The 13,357-nt window shown below is 71.1% G+C and carries 12 protein-coding genes; 5 read left to right on the top strand and 7 right to left on the bottom strand.

Annotated features, from left to right (window positions below; all coding sequences use genetic code 11):
* Nucleotides 1-373 (bottom strand): VOC family protein (locus tag ETD83_RS32120; protein WP_138648963.1); only part of this gene is annotated, 373 nt, incomplete at its 3' end.
* Between the two features lie 39 nt (nt 374-412).
* Entirely contained in the window at nt 413-922 is a 510-nt protein-coding gene (locus ETD83_RS32125; protein WP_138648964.1) for a pyridoxamine 5'-phosphate oxidase family protein, read from the bottom strand.
* Between the two features lie 244 nt (nt 923-1,166).
* On the opposite strand from ETD83_RS32125, the gene ETD83_RS32130 reads away from it, so the two are divergent.
* Together ETD83_RS32130 and ETD83_RS32135 are read left to right on the top strand one after the other, a co-directional pair.
* The gene (locus tag ETD83_RS32130) at nt 1,167-1,520 is read left to right on the top strand and encodes a thioesterase family protein (RefSeq protein ID WP_138648965.1); all 354 of its coding nucleotides are present in this window, start codon (nt 1,167-1,169) and stop codon (nt 1,518-1,520) included.
* A gap of 40 nt (nt 1,521-1,560) precedes the next feature.
* Complete coding sequence (locus ETD83_RS32135) at nt 1,561-2,334, top strand: methylenetetrahydrofolate reductase (RefSeq protein ID WP_138648966.1); 774 nt, start codon at nt 1,561-1,563, stop codon at nt 2,332-2,334.
* Here the strand turns inward: ETD83_RS32135 and ETD83_RS32140 are convergent.
* Both ETD83_RS32140 and ETD83_RS32145 read right to left on the bottom strand, forming a co-directional pair.
* Entirely contained in the window at nt 2,331-2,942 is a 612-nt protein-coding gene (locus tag ETD83_RS32140; protein WP_138648967.1) for a response regulator, read from the bottom strand. The two genes, ETD83_RS32135 and ETD83_RS32140, sit on opposite strands and share 4 nt — an antisense overlap.
* Nucleotides 2,939-4,030 carry a sensor histidine kinase gene (locus ETD83_RS32145; RefSeq protein ID WP_138648968.1) on the bottom strand — a complete coding sequence of 364 codons (1,092 nt, stop codon included), beginning with the start codon at nt 4,028-4,030 and terminating at the stop codon, nt 2,939-2,941. Before ETD83_RS32145 ends, ETD83_RS32140 begins: the two co-directional genes overlap by 4 nt.
* Nucleotides 4,031-4,192: 162 nt before the next feature.
* Between ETD83_RS32145 and ETD83_RS32150 the strand changes: the two genes are divergently transcribed.
* A complete protein-coding gene (locus tag ETD83_RS32150) occupies nt 4,193-5,494 on the top strand; it encodes a tannase/feruloyl esterase family alpha/beta hydrolase (protein WP_138648969.1) in 1,302 nt (433 codons plus the stop codon).
* A gap of 347 nt (nt 5,495-5,841) precedes the next feature.
* On the opposite strand, the gene ETD83_RS32155 is transcribed toward ETD83_RS32150, so the two are convergent.
* The 3 genes from ETD83_RS32155 to ETD83_RS32165 all read right to left on the bottom strand — a co-directional run bounded on the left by ETD83_RS32155 (nt 5,842) and on the right by ETD83_RS32165 (nt 10,106).
* Nucleotides 5,842-6,831 (bottom strand): ABC transporter permease, encoded by a 990-nt coding sequence (locus ETD83_RS32155; RefSeq protein ID WP_329603005.1) that lies wholly within the window; start codon nt 6,829-6,831, stop codon nt 5,842-5,844.
* On the bottom strand, nt 6,828-9,338 hold the full coding sequence (locus ETD83_RS32160; protein WP_138648970.1) for an alpha/beta fold hydrolase: 2,511 nt from the start codon (nt 9,336-9,338) through the stop codon (nt 6,828-6,830). Before ETD83_RS32160 ends, ETD83_RS32155 begins: the two co-directional genes overlap by 4 nt.
* 129 nt (nt 9,339-9,467) lie before the next feature.
* Nucleotides 9,468-10,106 (bottom strand): TetR/AcrR family transcriptional regulator, encoded by a 639-nt coding sequence (locus ETD83_RS32165; RefSeq protein WP_138648971.1) that lies wholly within the window; start codon nt 10,104-10,106, stop codon nt 9,468-9,470.
* Between the two features lie 115 nt (nt 10,107-10,221).
* On the opposite strand from ETD83_RS32165, the gene ETD83_RS32170 reads away from it, so the two are divergent.
* Together ETD83_RS32170 and ETD83_RS32175 are read left to right on the top strand one after the other, a co-directional pair.
* Entirely contained in the window at nt 10,222-11,832 is a 1,611-nt protein-coding gene (locus tag ETD83_RS32170; protein ID WP_138648972.1) for an MDR family MFS transporter, read from the top strand.
* 151 nt (nt 11,833-11,983) lie between these two features.
* Nucleotides 11,984-13,357 (top strand): outer membrane protein assembly factor BamB family protein (locus tag ETD83_RS32175; RefSeq protein WP_171064554.1); only part of this gene is annotated, 1,374 nt, incomplete at its 3' end.

A 13,357-nucleotide genomic window follows, 5' to 3' on the forward strand; every position in this document is an offset into this window, starting at 1 on the left:
GGTGGGCGGGGGGCCACTGGACGAGTTCGATCCTGTAGCCGTCGGGATCGGTCAGCCAGGAGGTTCTGAATCCCGGACCGAGCTCCGCCGGCGGCTCGGCGGTGACGCCCTTGGCTGCGAGTTCGGCGATTGTGGCATCGAGATCGTCCACCTGGACGACGAGGTGGTTGACGGCGCCGCCGTCCTTGACCGGTCGCGCGGGGTCGTGCACGAGTTCGAGGCTGACGAACGGATCGCCGGGCAGCTTGAGCATGGTCAGGCTGCCGAAATCCGTCTCGGGGACACGGCCGAGCTCGGCATAGCCCAAGGCTGTGTAGAAGGCGAGCGAGCGTTCCAGATCGGTGACCCGCAGCCCGATGTGCAGCATGCGCATGATCGACAGACTATGCGATAGGAATGGTGCCCGCCCTGTTCAGGCGGGGAATCCGTGGGTGGTGTGGGTGAAGTCGCCTTTGCCGAAGGCGAGTGCCTTTGCCGGTCGAACCGAGAAGACGTGCACGTCGTCTGCGCCGTTGTGGGAGAAGCCGGTCTCGGTGACCTGGTACTGCCATTGGCCGTCCCATTTGGCCGCCCAGGCGGTGGCGAGACGTTCGAGGGTGGCGCGGTCGGTGACGCGCTGGGCCGTGCCCTCGACCATCACGTCGAGTCCCTCGTCCCATCGGTTGCAGCCGGTGGTCAGGACGACCTGGGGATTCCCGGCGAGGTTCCGTGCCTTCTGCTCGCCCGGGCCGGTGCAGAAGTGCAGGGCGCCGTCAAGCCACACGGCTACCAGGGGCGTGACATGGGGACGTCCGTCCGGGCGGACGGTGGTGATCCAGAACAGTTGTGCGTTTTCCAGGGCTTCGCGTGCGGTCGTCCAGGACGTGGCTTGGGCGCCGGGATCGCTGAACCGTTCGTCCAGACGGGTCACTGGGTCGGACATGGTCACTCCCAAGGAAGCGAGGTGGTGTGGTCGGATGCCGGGGGAGGTCCCCGCTGAGAGCTGCGCTGAACCTCGCGGGCGACGCGGTCGGGGAGCCTGCGCGCTATCGGGAAGAGGCTCGTTGTAAAGGTACGGTCAGGGCATGACATTCGACGGGGTGCGTCCGGTGCCGACGGCCGGTACTGGGACGTGGCCGCGTCTCGAGCGGGAGTTGTGACGCGTGGAGCCGGGACTGCGGACGGAGATGTCCATTGTGGTCGGGGACGAGGACACCGCGTCCACCGTGGGCAGCGGCGACGTGCCTGTGCTGGCGACGCCGAGGCTGCTCGCGGTCATGGAGGCGGTGACGGTCGAGGCCGTCCGGCGGTCTCTGGAGGGAGGCCGGACCTCGGTCGGGACGCGTGTGGAGTTGGAGCATCGGGCGGCCAGTCCTGTGGGCATGCGGGTGGTGGTCGAAGCCGAACTGCTGGAGGTCGAGGGGGCGCGGCTCGTCTTCGGGTGCACGGCCACCGATGAGCACGGCACGGTGGTGGGCAGCGGGCGTATTGAGCGTGTCGTCGTCGACCGGGAACGGTTTCTCTCGCGCCTTTCCCGGTGATGGGAGCCCGTCCGTCAGTGGGCGTGGGTAGGGTCGGGGGATGGGGTTTGAGGTCGTGTGTGAGGTCGAGCCGCCTACGCGGCCGGATTTGACGCGGGTGCGGCATCAGATCGGGGTGCTGAGCCCTGTCGCGGATTCGTTTCTGATTCCGGACAACCATATTGGACGGGCCACCGTGTCGAGTGTGGCCGTCGCTCACGAGGTTCAGGCCATGGGGGCGCGGGGGATCGCCTGTTTGAACTCGCGCGACCGCAATCTGCTGGGCTTTCGTCGCGATTTGTTGACGGCGGCGGCGTATGGGGTGGAGCGGTTCCTGTTCGTTTACGGGGACAAGCCCTCGGCGGGCGGGCGCACGAGTGAGCTGACCGTCCGGGCGATGATGGACGAGACGCGGGCGGCCGGGGAGGCCTCGGCGTTCGCAGGCTGCGGGCCGTTCCAGGTCGGGGTGACATCCGGCCTGCGCAGGGTGCCGGCGTGGAAGAAGACCGCGGACTTCACCTTCGTCCAGGTCAGTTACTCGATGGAGAATTTGCTGCGGTGGCGGGAGAGCGTCGAGGTGGACGGTCCCGTCTACGCCGGCGTGATGGTCTTGGCGAGTGCGAGAATGGCCCGGAATTTGGCGTCGTCCATTCCGGACATCGACATTCCGGCGGAGCTCGTCGAGGCTGTTGAGCGGGATCGTTCGGCGGGGGTCGCGGCGGCTTGCGAGCAGGTGCTGGCCGTCCGGGAAAGTGGGGCGTTCGACGGGGTGCATCTGGTGCCGGTCAGCCGGTATCGGGAGGTCGCGGCCGTTCTGGAGCGTGAATTGGGTTAGATGAGGTTCTGGTCGCGGGCGTAGAGGGCGGCTTGGGTGCGGTCGCGGAGGCCGAGGCGTTGCAGGATGCGGGAGATGTGGTTCTTGACCGTGCCCTCGCTGAGGTAGAGGCGTGCGGCGATCTCCTTGTTGGTGGCGCCGTCGGCGATCAGGCGCAGTACCTCGGTCTCGCGGGGGGTGAGGAGGCCCGGGTCGGGGAGGGCGGCGGTCAGGCGGCGGGTGATCGTGGAGTCGAGCTGGGTGACGCCGGAGCGGGCCAGCCGGACGGCGGCGGCCAGTTCGGCCGCCGGGAGGTTCTTGAGGAGGTAGCCCGCCGCCCCCGCGCGCATGGCCTGGACGACGTACTCGTCGTCGTCGAACGTGGTCAGCATCACGACCTTGCAGGACGGGTGGCGGGCGAGGACCTCGGTGGTGGCGGTGACGCCGTCCATGCCGGGCATGCGGACGTCCATCAGGACGACATCGGCGGACGCGGCGGCCTCGACGGCGGCGGCCCCGTCGGCGGCGGTGCCGATCACCTCGATGCCGGGCTGGATGCCGAGGAGCGACGCGATCCCCTCGCGGACCAGTTCCTGGTCGTCGACGACCAGGACGCGGACCGGGTTCACCACGGCACCCTGATCGAGATCGTCGTGCCGGTGGGGCCGCTCGCCAGGTCGAGGCTGCCGTCGAGGAGCGCGATGCGGTCGCGCATGCCGCGCAGGCCGATCCCTGCGGGGGCTTTGTGCAAGGGGAAGCCTTGGCCGTTGTCTGCGATGGTCAGGGTCGCGCCCGTGTCCTGGTAGGCCAGGGACAGGCGGACGTTGGTGGCGCCGGAGTGGCGGCAGGCGTTGGTCAGGGCCTCCTGGGCGGCGCGGTAGAGCGCGGTGAGGGACGTCAACGGGCGGCCTTCCTCTTCGCCGGTCACGTCGAGGCTGATGGTCAGGCCGTCCAAGTGGTCGATGAGGTCGGTCAGGGCGTCGGTCAGGCGGAACGGGCGTTGTCCAAGCGTGCGGACCGACTGCCTGACCTCGGTCAGCGCTCTGTCCGCCGACCAGCGGGCGTTGCCGACGGCCTCCCGGGCGCCGGACGGGTCGAGATCGGCGAACGCGTCGGCCTTCTCCAACTGGACGGCGATCGCGGTGAGATGGTGGCCGAGGCTGTCGTGGATCTCGCGGGCGAGGCGGTTGCGCTCCTGGGCCGCCGACAGCGCCTCGACCTCGTGCATGATCCCTTCCAGCCGGACGCGGGCCTCCCGTTCGCGGACGGCGACGGCCGCCATCGTGATCGCGAGGACGATGCCGAGCGCGAACATCACGACGTCGGAGACGTGCTCCGCGCGGGTCTGCCACCCCGGGACCCGGAGCGTGAACAGCACCGGAAGCGCCGCGACGCACGCCGTGCCGAGGACGATCGCGGTGCGGCGCCCGAACGTGAAGTACGCGGTGAACGGGACGAGGACGAACAGGGCCCGCGCGATGCCGGAGTCGTCGAGCGTGTTGACGGCGACGTAGAGGCCGGTGCGGGTGAGGAGGAGGACGGCCGCCGGAATGTGCCGTTCAACCGCGTCGATTCCGATGAGGAGGAGCAGGAGTGCGGCGAAGGCCGTGAGCCGGAAGGACGGGCCGGCGTCCACCAGTGCGTAGTACGCGCCTCCGGCCAGTACCGCGAGGCAGAGGAGGGGCGACACCCAGGGGACTGGGCGCGTCGAGGCCATGAACGGAGATTACGCGGGCGCGGACGGCCCAGCCACCGGCGGGACGGAATCTGGCCAGAGGTCATGTGCCGTTCGGACCAAGCGGGTCCGGCTGTTTCGCACTTATCCGTGAAGGGCGACGCTTATTACGGTGCGTGAGGTCCCTCACGGAAGGTGTTCGACATGGTGCGTGCCACAGTGCTCGTTTCCGTCCTGCTGGCTTCGATGGCCGTCGCGCCCGGCGCCGTACCCGGTGCGGCGGCGGATACGGGGTGCGGGGAACGGAAACTGCGGGTTCCGGGGGCGGTGCGGTCCGTCGCGGTGTGCCTGCCCGATCTCACGACGGCGGGGACGGTCCCGCGCGGGCTCACCGATCCGGCCGACTGGGCGGGGCTGGAGGCTCCCGGGACGGTCAATCCGTCGGGCGTTCCCGGAATCCAGATCGACGGCCATTTCCCCGACTCGTCCACGACCAATCCCACGCATGGATGGAACCAGGATTCGCAGTTCGTCATCCGGCTGCCGGAGCGGTGGAACGGCGGGCTGGTCGTCAGTGGCCCGCCCGCCGTCCGGGAGCAGTACGCGAACGACCGCATCATCGGCGACCACGTCCTGGCCAGGGGGTATGCGTTCGCGGCGACGGACAAGGGCAACACCGGGCCGACCGTCTACACCGACGGGCGCAGGCCGGGCGACGCCATCCAGGAATGGCATCTGCGGGTGGCCCAGCTGACGCAGGCGGCCAAGCGCGTCGCGGCGCAGAAGTACGGTCGTGAGCCGCGGTACACGTACGCGGCGGGGCTGTCGGCCGGTGGATACCTCGTCCGCGGGCAGCTCGAACGATTCCCCTGGCTCTACAGCGGCGGGGTCGACTGGAACGCGCTGTTCTTCGCGCCCAAAGGCCCGAGCCTGCTCACGACGTTGCCCCCGGCGCTGCGCGCCTATCCGCGGTACGCGGCGGGCAAGCCCGGAGCGCATGAGGAGATGCTCGCCGCCGGATATCCGGCGGGTTCGGAGCCGCTCTGGGGCTATCACCACAAGAACCTGTGGGATTTCTTGCAGCGGATCGTCCGCGAGGAGCTCGACCCGTCCTATGACGGCGCGCGGGAGGCGGGGACGCCGTTCTGCGCGGAGGGGACGGGCGCGGGATGCGACACCGACTACGAATACGGCTCCCGTCCGCGCGAGGTGCGGGAAGCGGTTCGGCGGGTGTCGCTGACGGGGCGGATTCATCGGCCGCTCATCAGCGTCCACGGCACGCTCGACGCCCTGGTGCCGATCAGCAAGTACGGCGACGTGTACGCGGAGATGGTCAGAAAGGCCGGGCGGGGAGAGCTGCACCGGTACTACCGCGTGCCCGGCGGCACTCACACCGATGGGCTGAGCGGCGCGTTTCCGGGGCTCGTCCGGCCGATGCTGCCTGACTTCCTGACCGCGTTCGACCGGCTGGTGGCCTGGACGCAGCGCGGCGTCCGTCCGGAGTGAGTTTCGCGGAGGCCGGAACACCGCAGGGCCTTCCCGGAGTGCGGGAAGGCCCTGCGGAGAAAGCGGTCAGTACGGCAGGAGGCGGCCCGAAGGGGTCCGCAGGTCGGGCTGGCTCGGTTGACGTGGGGGCCTGGGGCGTTTGATGAGCTGCTGCCGTGCCATGTTGATCATCTCCCCCCGCCGGGCCTGATCTAACCCGGCGATCGAGCCGATGTCGCGCTGCTCTAAGTAGGACGCCTTCACCCTGCGCTAGGTTCGCCGAGCTTATGAGACAACCTCTGCCCGTTCGACCGGTTTTCAGGCACGTGGACGTCGCGGAGTGTGTCCGGACGGCCCTCATGGCCTGGTCAGGACACGATGTCGCGGCCGCGGAAGCGGCGGAACGCGAGCGCGAAAAGGACGGCGGCGTAGGCGGTCGAGACGGCCGCGCCCTTGACCATGCCCGTCCAGGTGATCTCGGGCTGGAGGGCGTCCATCCACGCGTACATCCAGTGGGTCGGGAGGAAGTCGCGCCAGGAGCCGAGGGCGGTGACGGCGTCCAGGATGTTGCTGACGATCACGAGGCCGACCGCGCCGCCGACCGCGCCGAGCGGCGAGTCGGTGGTGACCGAGAGCAGGAACGCCAGGGCCGCGACGACGAGCTGCGAGACGAGCGCGTAGCCGACGATGATCGCCATCCGGCCGAGCGCGGTGCTCACCGGGACGGTGCCGCCGGTCGGAAGCTCGACGTCGGCCCAGCCGAACGCGACCGTCCCGGCGAGCAGCGACATCAGCGGCAGGCTGACGACCGCGACGACCGCGTACGACAGGGCGACGATCAGTTTCTGACGCAGGAGCCGGCCGCGCGGCACGGGTGCGGCGAGGAGGTAGCGCAGCGACGACCAGCCCGCTTCGCTCGCGACCGTGTCGCCGCAGAACAGTGCCACCGCGACGACCAGCAGGAACCCGGTCGAGACGAACAGCGCGAACAGGGCGAAGTTCAGTGCGCTGGACGTGGCGACGTCGACCAGGCCGGGCACGCCGCCGGTGCCGGGGTCGCCGCCGGCCTTGAACGCGACGACCAGCACCCACGGCAGGACGAGCAGGATCCCGAACGCGACCAGCGTGCGGCGGCGCCGGAACTGGCGGACCGCCTCCACCCGCAGCGGAAGCGTCCGCCGGACGTCATACGCGGTCACCGACGGAACGGCCTCGGAAGCGGTCACGGGCGCGGCTTCCGGCGCGGCCTCGGACGCGGCCACGGGCGCGGGTTCGGGCTCGGGTTCGGCTGGGCTCGCGTGTGCGGGCCCTGGCGCGGTCGCGTGCGGGGTCTCCGGTGCGGTCTCGGGCGTGGTCACGAGGTCTCTCCGATGAGCTCCAGGAAGGCGTCCTCCAGGCGGCGGCCGGAGCCGGTGATCTCCGCGACAGGTCCCGCGGCGACGCGCCGGCCGCCCGCCATGACGACCGCGTGCGTGCAGGTCTGCTCGACCTCGGCGAGCAGGTGGCTGGACACGATGACCGTCCGTCCGGCCGCGGCGTACCGGACGAGCACCTGCCGCATCTCGCGGATCTGCGGCGGGTCGAGGCCGTTGGTCGGCTCGTCCAGGACGAGGAGGTCCGGTAGGCCGAGCATGGCCTGCGCTATGGCGAGGCGTTGTCGCATGCCCTGCGAGTACGTCCGGACGGGACGGTCCAGCGCGGAACCCAAGTCGGCTATCTGCAGCGCCTCGTCCAAGTGGGCTTCGTCCAGAGGACGACCGGTGGCGCGCCAGTAGAGGTCGAGGTTGTCGCGTCCGGTGAGGTGTGGGAGGAAGCCAGGCCCCTCGACGAACGAACCCAGCCTCGACAGGACGGCAGCACCGGGAGAGACACGGTGACCGAAGATGCGGATCTCGCCAGAGTCGGGATGGATGAGACCCATCAACATGCGCAGCGTCGTTGTCTTTCCCGCGCCGTTCGGGCCGAGCAGCCCTAGCACCTGCCCCTTCTCCACCCGGAACGACAGGTCCGCGACGGCCAGATGGCCGTTCTTGTACGCCTTCGTTAGCCCCGTTATCTCCAGCGGGACGTCGCTGTCCTGCGGCCGGGCGGGGGCGGGGCGACGACGTCCGGACAGGACGATGAGCAGCGCGAGAGCGACGGCCACGAGCGGGAGAGCCCAGACCCACGCGGGGACGGGTGTCGGTGCGGTCGTCAACGCGCGGACGGTCGGGACCGTCAGCGGCGACACCACCCGCACCTTGTGGGACGCGGGCTCCGCCGGTGTCGCGAACCCCAGGTCGGTGGTCGCGATGACGAGCCGGAGCCGGTGGCCGCGGTCGAAGCGGTGATCCATCGCCGGGAGCGTGACGGTGACGTCCTGTCCGCGCGACACCCGGAACGGTGCGGCCAGCCGCCGCGCCAGCGTCGCCGTCCCGCCCGTCGCCGCACCGCCGCTGCCGGGCGCGACGTCGTACAGCTTCGCGAACAGCGGGCCGTCCCCGTCCACCCGGAGCCGGACGCTGGCGGCCCCCGTCAGCCGGACGGGCCGCTCCAGCGGACGCGTGTCGAACACGGCGAACTGCCCGGGCCGCTCGGCCGCCAACGGGCCGCCCACCGGGCCGAACGCGCCGAGAGCGCCGGAGCCCAGCGAACCCAGGCCCGGCATCGCGGAGATCGACGCGGGCGACCCGCCCGGCGGGTTGTAGACCGTCTGCTCGCCGCCGCCCAGCGGCAGGCGCACGGGATCATGGGAAAGACCCGGATACGTGCGCGCCGTCGCCTCCTCCACGACGACCTCCCGCGTGGACGAGTCGAGCCCGCCCGCCCGCGTCACCGCGAACTCACCACCGTCGAAAGCACCAGGCCGCCGCTTCAACCGCGCGTCGAAGAAGTCGAGCACCAGGCCCTCGATCCGCTCGGTCTCGGGGTCGCCGCCGTCGTGGCCGCCCTGGAACCAGACCACCGACACGGGCGCGCCGTTGCGGGCGATGGCGCGGGCGTTGGCGTCGGCGTGGTCGAGCGGGAACAGCGAGTCGGACTGTCCCTGGACGAGCAGCGTGGGCACCCTGATCCGGTCCGCGACGGAGGACGGGCTCGACCGGCGCAGCGTCTCGACCGCCGAACCGGTGGCACGGCCCTTCTCCGCCACCTCCTGGTACATCTCGCACAGGGACGGCAGGAAGCGTCCGCACGCCGTCCGGCCCGCGCTGCCGGTGAAGAACAGGCTCGCCCACAGCTTCTTGAAGACGCCGTCCGAGGGGCCCGCGCCCGCGGCGTCCGGGAACAGCGCGTCCGCGAGGCTGTGCCAGGTGATCATCGGCGCGATGGCGTCGACGCGCCGGTCGTGCGCGGCCGTCAGGAGCGCGATCGCGCCGCCGTACGATCCGCCCGCCATGCCGAGGCGAGGGTCGCCGGGCCCGTCGAGCCGGACGCCGGGCCGCCGCGCCAGCCAGTCGATGAGCTGCCGGGTGTCCTTGACCTCGTAGTCGGGGGAGTTGAGCGCGATCTCGCCGGTGGAGCCCCCGAACCCGCGCGCGGACCAGGTCAGCACCGCGTAGCCGTGGCGGGCGAGGCGGCGTGCCTGGTCCGCGATGTCCCGCTTGCTCCCGCCGAAGCCGTGGCCCAGCATGATCGCGGGCACGTCGGCGCGTCCCGCCGGCCGGTAGAAGGTGGTGTCGAGCGTGACGCGCTGGTCGTCGCGCGGACCGTCGACCACCGCGATGCGCTGGTCGGAGGTCTCGACGCGGGACGCGCGGTCCGCCGTGACGCCGACGCCCCATGCGGCGCCTCCGCCGACGAGCGCGACCGCCGTCCCGGCCGCGGCCCAGCGTGCGGCACGTCCCGTCCTGCCCCACCGCGCGCGGAACGCGCCCCCGACCCTCATGGTCAGCACCCTATGCGCGGGCGGCCCGCCCCTCCTCGTCCGACGTGCGGACCGCGCCGACCGCGCCGACCGCGTCAGCGTGCGGGCGGGACCCGCCGCGACAGCTTGAGGGGGGCGAGGGTCGCGGCGTCAGTCTGCGGGGGTGTGCGGGGCCAGGGCGGCGGTGAACATGGCGGTGAGGCGGTCGGTGAGCTCGGCCGGGTCGGCGGCGCTCAGGTCGTTGAGGCCGAGGAGGCGCCGGACGGGACCGCCGCCCATGATGATCGTGGACGCGAGGAGCGCGCGGGCGCGGGCGTCCGGGCCGTCAAGCTGCGCGACCAGCGGCTCGACGATCACGTCCTCCAGGTGGTGGAGCAGGATCTCCTTGACCTCGGGCTGCCCGGCCGACCGGTCGAGCATCCGCGACATCGGGGTGCCCCCGCGCTTGTCGATCTGCCGGACGAAGTGCTCGGCGAGGCGGCGGGGCAGGCCCGCGGGCTCCCCGGCGATGACCTCGCGCAGCACCGACTCGCCGGCCAGGACCTCGCCGAACAGCGCCGCCTTGGACCCGAAGTACCGGTTGACCAGGGCCATGTTCGCCTCGGCCCGCGCCGCGATCATGCGGACGGTGACGCCGTCGTAGCCGTGCTCGCCGAACAGGTCGCGGGCGGCGTCCAGGATGCGGCGCCGGGTCGCCTCCCGGTCGCGCTTCGGCCGCCGCGCCACCGCGTCACCGCCTTCGGCGCCACCGGTGGACGCCGCGCGTTCGGCCTCGTCCCTGACCCGCATCACCACATCCTTCCGGCCGGTCACGGTCGGTGTCCAGTGTCCTTCGGGTTGCAAGTAAACAAGCGCCTACATAAGATACATGCAAAGCACAGGTAATTGATCGGCTACGTCCAGCATGGGGGCAGGAGTGGCTCAAGCGAGCGTGGCGTCGCACGGCCCGGCGGCGTCAGGGCAAGCGCGACCGCAGTACACGCACCGGCAGATCCTGGAGATCCTCTCCGGCCTCATGCTGGCGATGCTGACCGCGATGATCTCCAACTCGGTCATCGCGACCGCGCTGCCGACGATCGTCGGCGACCTCGGCGGCCAGGACCAGCTGTCCTGGGTGGCGAGCGCGTCGCTGCTGACCATGACCGCGTCGACCCCGCTGTGGGGCAAGCTGTCGGACATCGCGGGCCGCAAGCTGATGTTCCAGACCGCGCTGGTGCTCTTCGTCGTCGCCTCGGTCGGCGCCGGGCTGTCGCAGGGCATCGGCCAGCTCATCGCCGCCCGCGCGGGCCAGGGCCTCGGTGCGGGCGGGCTGTCCGCGCTGGCCCAGGTGATCCTGGGGGACGTGGTCGAGCCGCGGCAGCGCGGCCGCTACGCCGGGTTCATGGGCGCGGTGTTCGGTGTCGCGACCGTCGCAGGCCCGCTGGTCGGCGGGTTCATCGTGGACGCCGACGCGCTCGGCTGGCGCTGGTGCTTCTACGTGTGCGTGCCGCTCGCGGTGATCGCGTTCTTCGTCATCCAGCGGGTGCTGAAGCTGCCGAAGACGAACCGCGACACCAGCATCGACGTGTTCGGCGCGTTCACGGTCACCGGCGGTGCCGCCACGCTGATGCTGCTGCTGTCCATGGGCGGCAAGCAGTTCGCCTGGAACTCCGTCTGGACGTACGTCCTGCTGGGCGGCACCGTGCTCCTGCTCCTGCTCGCGGTCGTCGCCGAGCGCACCGCCCGCGACCCGATCCTGCCGCCCCGGCTGTTCCGCAACCGGACGTTCGTGCTGTCCTCGGTCGGCTCGATCTGCGTCGGCATGGCGATGTTCGGCGTGATGATCTACATGCCGCAGTACCTGCAGATCGCCAAGGGGATGAGCCCGGCGGCGTCCGGGCTGATGACGCTGCCGCTGGTCGTCGGGATGCTGATCACGTCCACCGCCTCCGGGCAGTTCGTGACCCGGACCGGACGCTACAAGATCTTCCCCGTCGCCGGGATGTTCTGCGTCGCCGCCGCGATGTTCCTCCTCTCGCGGCTGCACACCGACTCGCCGGAGGTGCTCATCGGCGCGGACCTCGCCGTCCTCGGCATCGGGATGGGCCTGACCCTGCAGATCCTGATCCTCGCCGCGCAGAACGCCGCCGCACCCTCCGACCTGGCCTCGACGACGTCCGGCGTCTCGTTCTTCCGCAACCTCGGCGGCGCGATGGGCGTGGCCGCGTTCGGCGCGATCCTCACCAACCGGGTGGCGAGCGAGATCGCGTCCGGGTTCCACGCGGCCGGCATCCAGCGCGCCCCCGGCGCCGACCTCGGCTCGCCGGACGACATCCAGAAGCTGCCCGCTCCGGTCAGGGACATCGTCCGGGACGCGTTCACGAGCTCCCTCGAAACCGTCTTCCTGGTCGGCATCCCGGTCGCGATCATCGGCTTCCTGGCGATCCTCGCGCTGAAGGAGCTGCCGCTGCGCGGGTCGAGCGGCCGGGCCAAGGCCGTCAAGGAGGCCACGGGGGCCGGGGCCGGCGCACCCTGAGCCCACCCATCGCGGTCAGATAGCGATTTGGGCCGGATTAACGTGATCTTTGCGGCCGCATGCCATACTCCCGTCGCTGGTCAGGCGGGTGGGAGGGGCGGCGGGGATGACGCGCGCGAAAACGGCCGGGCGGCCGGTCAGGATCACATGGATGGCCATCGGGCTGGCCGCGGCGGCGCTCTGCGGCGTCCTGCTGCCCCTGCTGGTCAGGGACTTCATCGTGCTCGGCACCGAGGCGGGCGGCTCGTGCGGCACGCGCCGCGGTCCATGCCCCAACCACTGGGGCCTGATCTTCGCCCTGTCGTTCTTCCCGCTGATGCTCCTGATACCGCTGGCCTGCTACGCGCTGTACAAGGCGAGGCGGTCGGCATGGATCGCCGGTCTGGTCGCGGCGGTGGTCTGCCTCTACCCCGGCTGGCTGTTCTTCGACGTCCTGCACGGGCCGACCCTGAAGTTCACCTGGTCCGCGCCGCACGACCGGGGCTCCGACACCGACACCGAGGGCGTCTGGTCGTCCGGCGACGTCGTCGTCCGGGCCAAGTTCGACGGGGTGACCGCCTACGCGGCCAGAACCGGCAGGCAGTCCTGGAACTCGACGCTGCCCCGCCGGGACACCCTCTGCGCGATGAGCCGGACGGCCGAGAGCGGCGTCGGCCTGATCGCCCACGAGCCCGGCTCGGGCCAGTGCGGCTCGATCCAGGCGATCGACACCGCGACCGGGAAACAGCTCTGGAGCCGGACCCTCCCCACCGGCGAACCGGTGCTCGAAAAGGAGGCCGACGCCCTCGCCATCGCCGGAACCGCCGGGGCCTACCGGACGAGCGACACCGTCGAGGGCTTCGGCCTCCGGGACGGCAGGACGCTCTGGCGGGCGGACCGCACGTCCCCCGGCTGTTCCTTCGGGTGGCTGGCGGGGACGTCCGCCCAGATCCTGCTGGGGGAGCGGTGCACCCGAACGGACCCCGGCGTCCGGACGATCGGTTTCAGCCAGCTCGTCCGGGCATTCGACCCGGCGACCGGCCGTGAGCTGTGGAAGACCGACCTCCAGGTGATCGGCAACGCCACCGTCGACCTCGTCAGCGCCGCCCCGCTCGTGCTCGCGGTGCGGGAGTCCGACACCCGGGGCAAGAAGTCGCTGATGGCGCTGGACGCCCAGGGCCGCGTCACCGCGACCATCCCCACCGACGACCCCGACCGCATGATCGAGACGTCCAACCAGACGACCTCGGCCGCCATCCCGAGCCGCAAGATCACCATCGCGGGCGGCACGCTCGTGGCCGTCACCCGCGCCGACCGCGGCGGCTACGCCCTCGCCGGCTACCGGCTCGCCGACGGCCGCCACCTCTGGACCAGCGAGAAAAGCCGCAACGCGATCGAGGCCATCACCTTCGACGGCAAGAACGTGCTCACGCTCACCTCGCGCATCACCACACTGCAACTACGTTCGATCGACCCGTCCACGGGCAAGGAACGCACGTCCTCGGTCGTCCCGTCCCGCTGGAACGACTCCCGCCCAACCCTGCTC

The organism is Actinomadura soli (assembly GCF_005889715.1).
Classification (GTDB): Bacteria; Actinomycetota; Actinomycetes; order Streptosporangiales; family Streptosporangiaceae; genus Spirillospora; species Spirillospora soli.

What these genes read in the sequence shown, in the direction of transcription:
- ETD83_RS32165 (WP_138648971.1), bottom strand. Translation starts at nt 10,106, where the DNA reads ATGCGGGTCAGGGACGAGGCCGAACGCGCGGCGTCCACCGGTGGCGCC.
- ETD83_RS32170 (WP_138648972.1), top strand. Translation starts at nt 10,222, where the DNA reads ATGGGGGCAGGAGTGGCTCAAGCGAGCGTGGCGTCGCACGGCCCGGCG.
- ETD83_RS32145 (WP_138648968.1), bottom strand. Translation starts at nt 4,030, where the DNA reads ATGGCCTCGACGCGCCCAGTCCCCTGGGTGTCGCCCCTCCTCTGCCTC.
- ETD83_RS32150 (WP_138648969.1), top strand. Translation starts at nt 4,193, where the DNA reads ATGGTGCGTGCCACAGTGCTCGTTTCCGTCCTGCTGGCTTCGATGGCC.
- ETD83_RS32130 (WP_138648965.1), top strand. Translation starts at nt 1,167, where the DNA reads ATGTCCATTGTGGTCGGGGACGAGGACACCGCGTCCACCGTGGGCAGC.
- ETD83_RS32135 (WP_138648966.1), top strand. Translation starts at nt 1,561, where the DNA reads ATGGGGTTTGAGGTCGTGTGTGAGGTCGAGCCGCCTACGCGGCCGGAT.
- ETD83_RS32125 (WP_138648964.1), bottom strand. Translation starts at nt 922, where the DNA reads ATGTCCGACCCAGTGACCCGTCTGGACGAACGGTTCAGCGATCCCGGC.
- ETD83_RS32160 (WP_138648970.1), bottom strand. Translation starts at nt 9,338, where the DNA reads ATGAGGGTCGGGGGCGCGTTCCGCGCGCGGTGGGGCAGGACGGGACGT.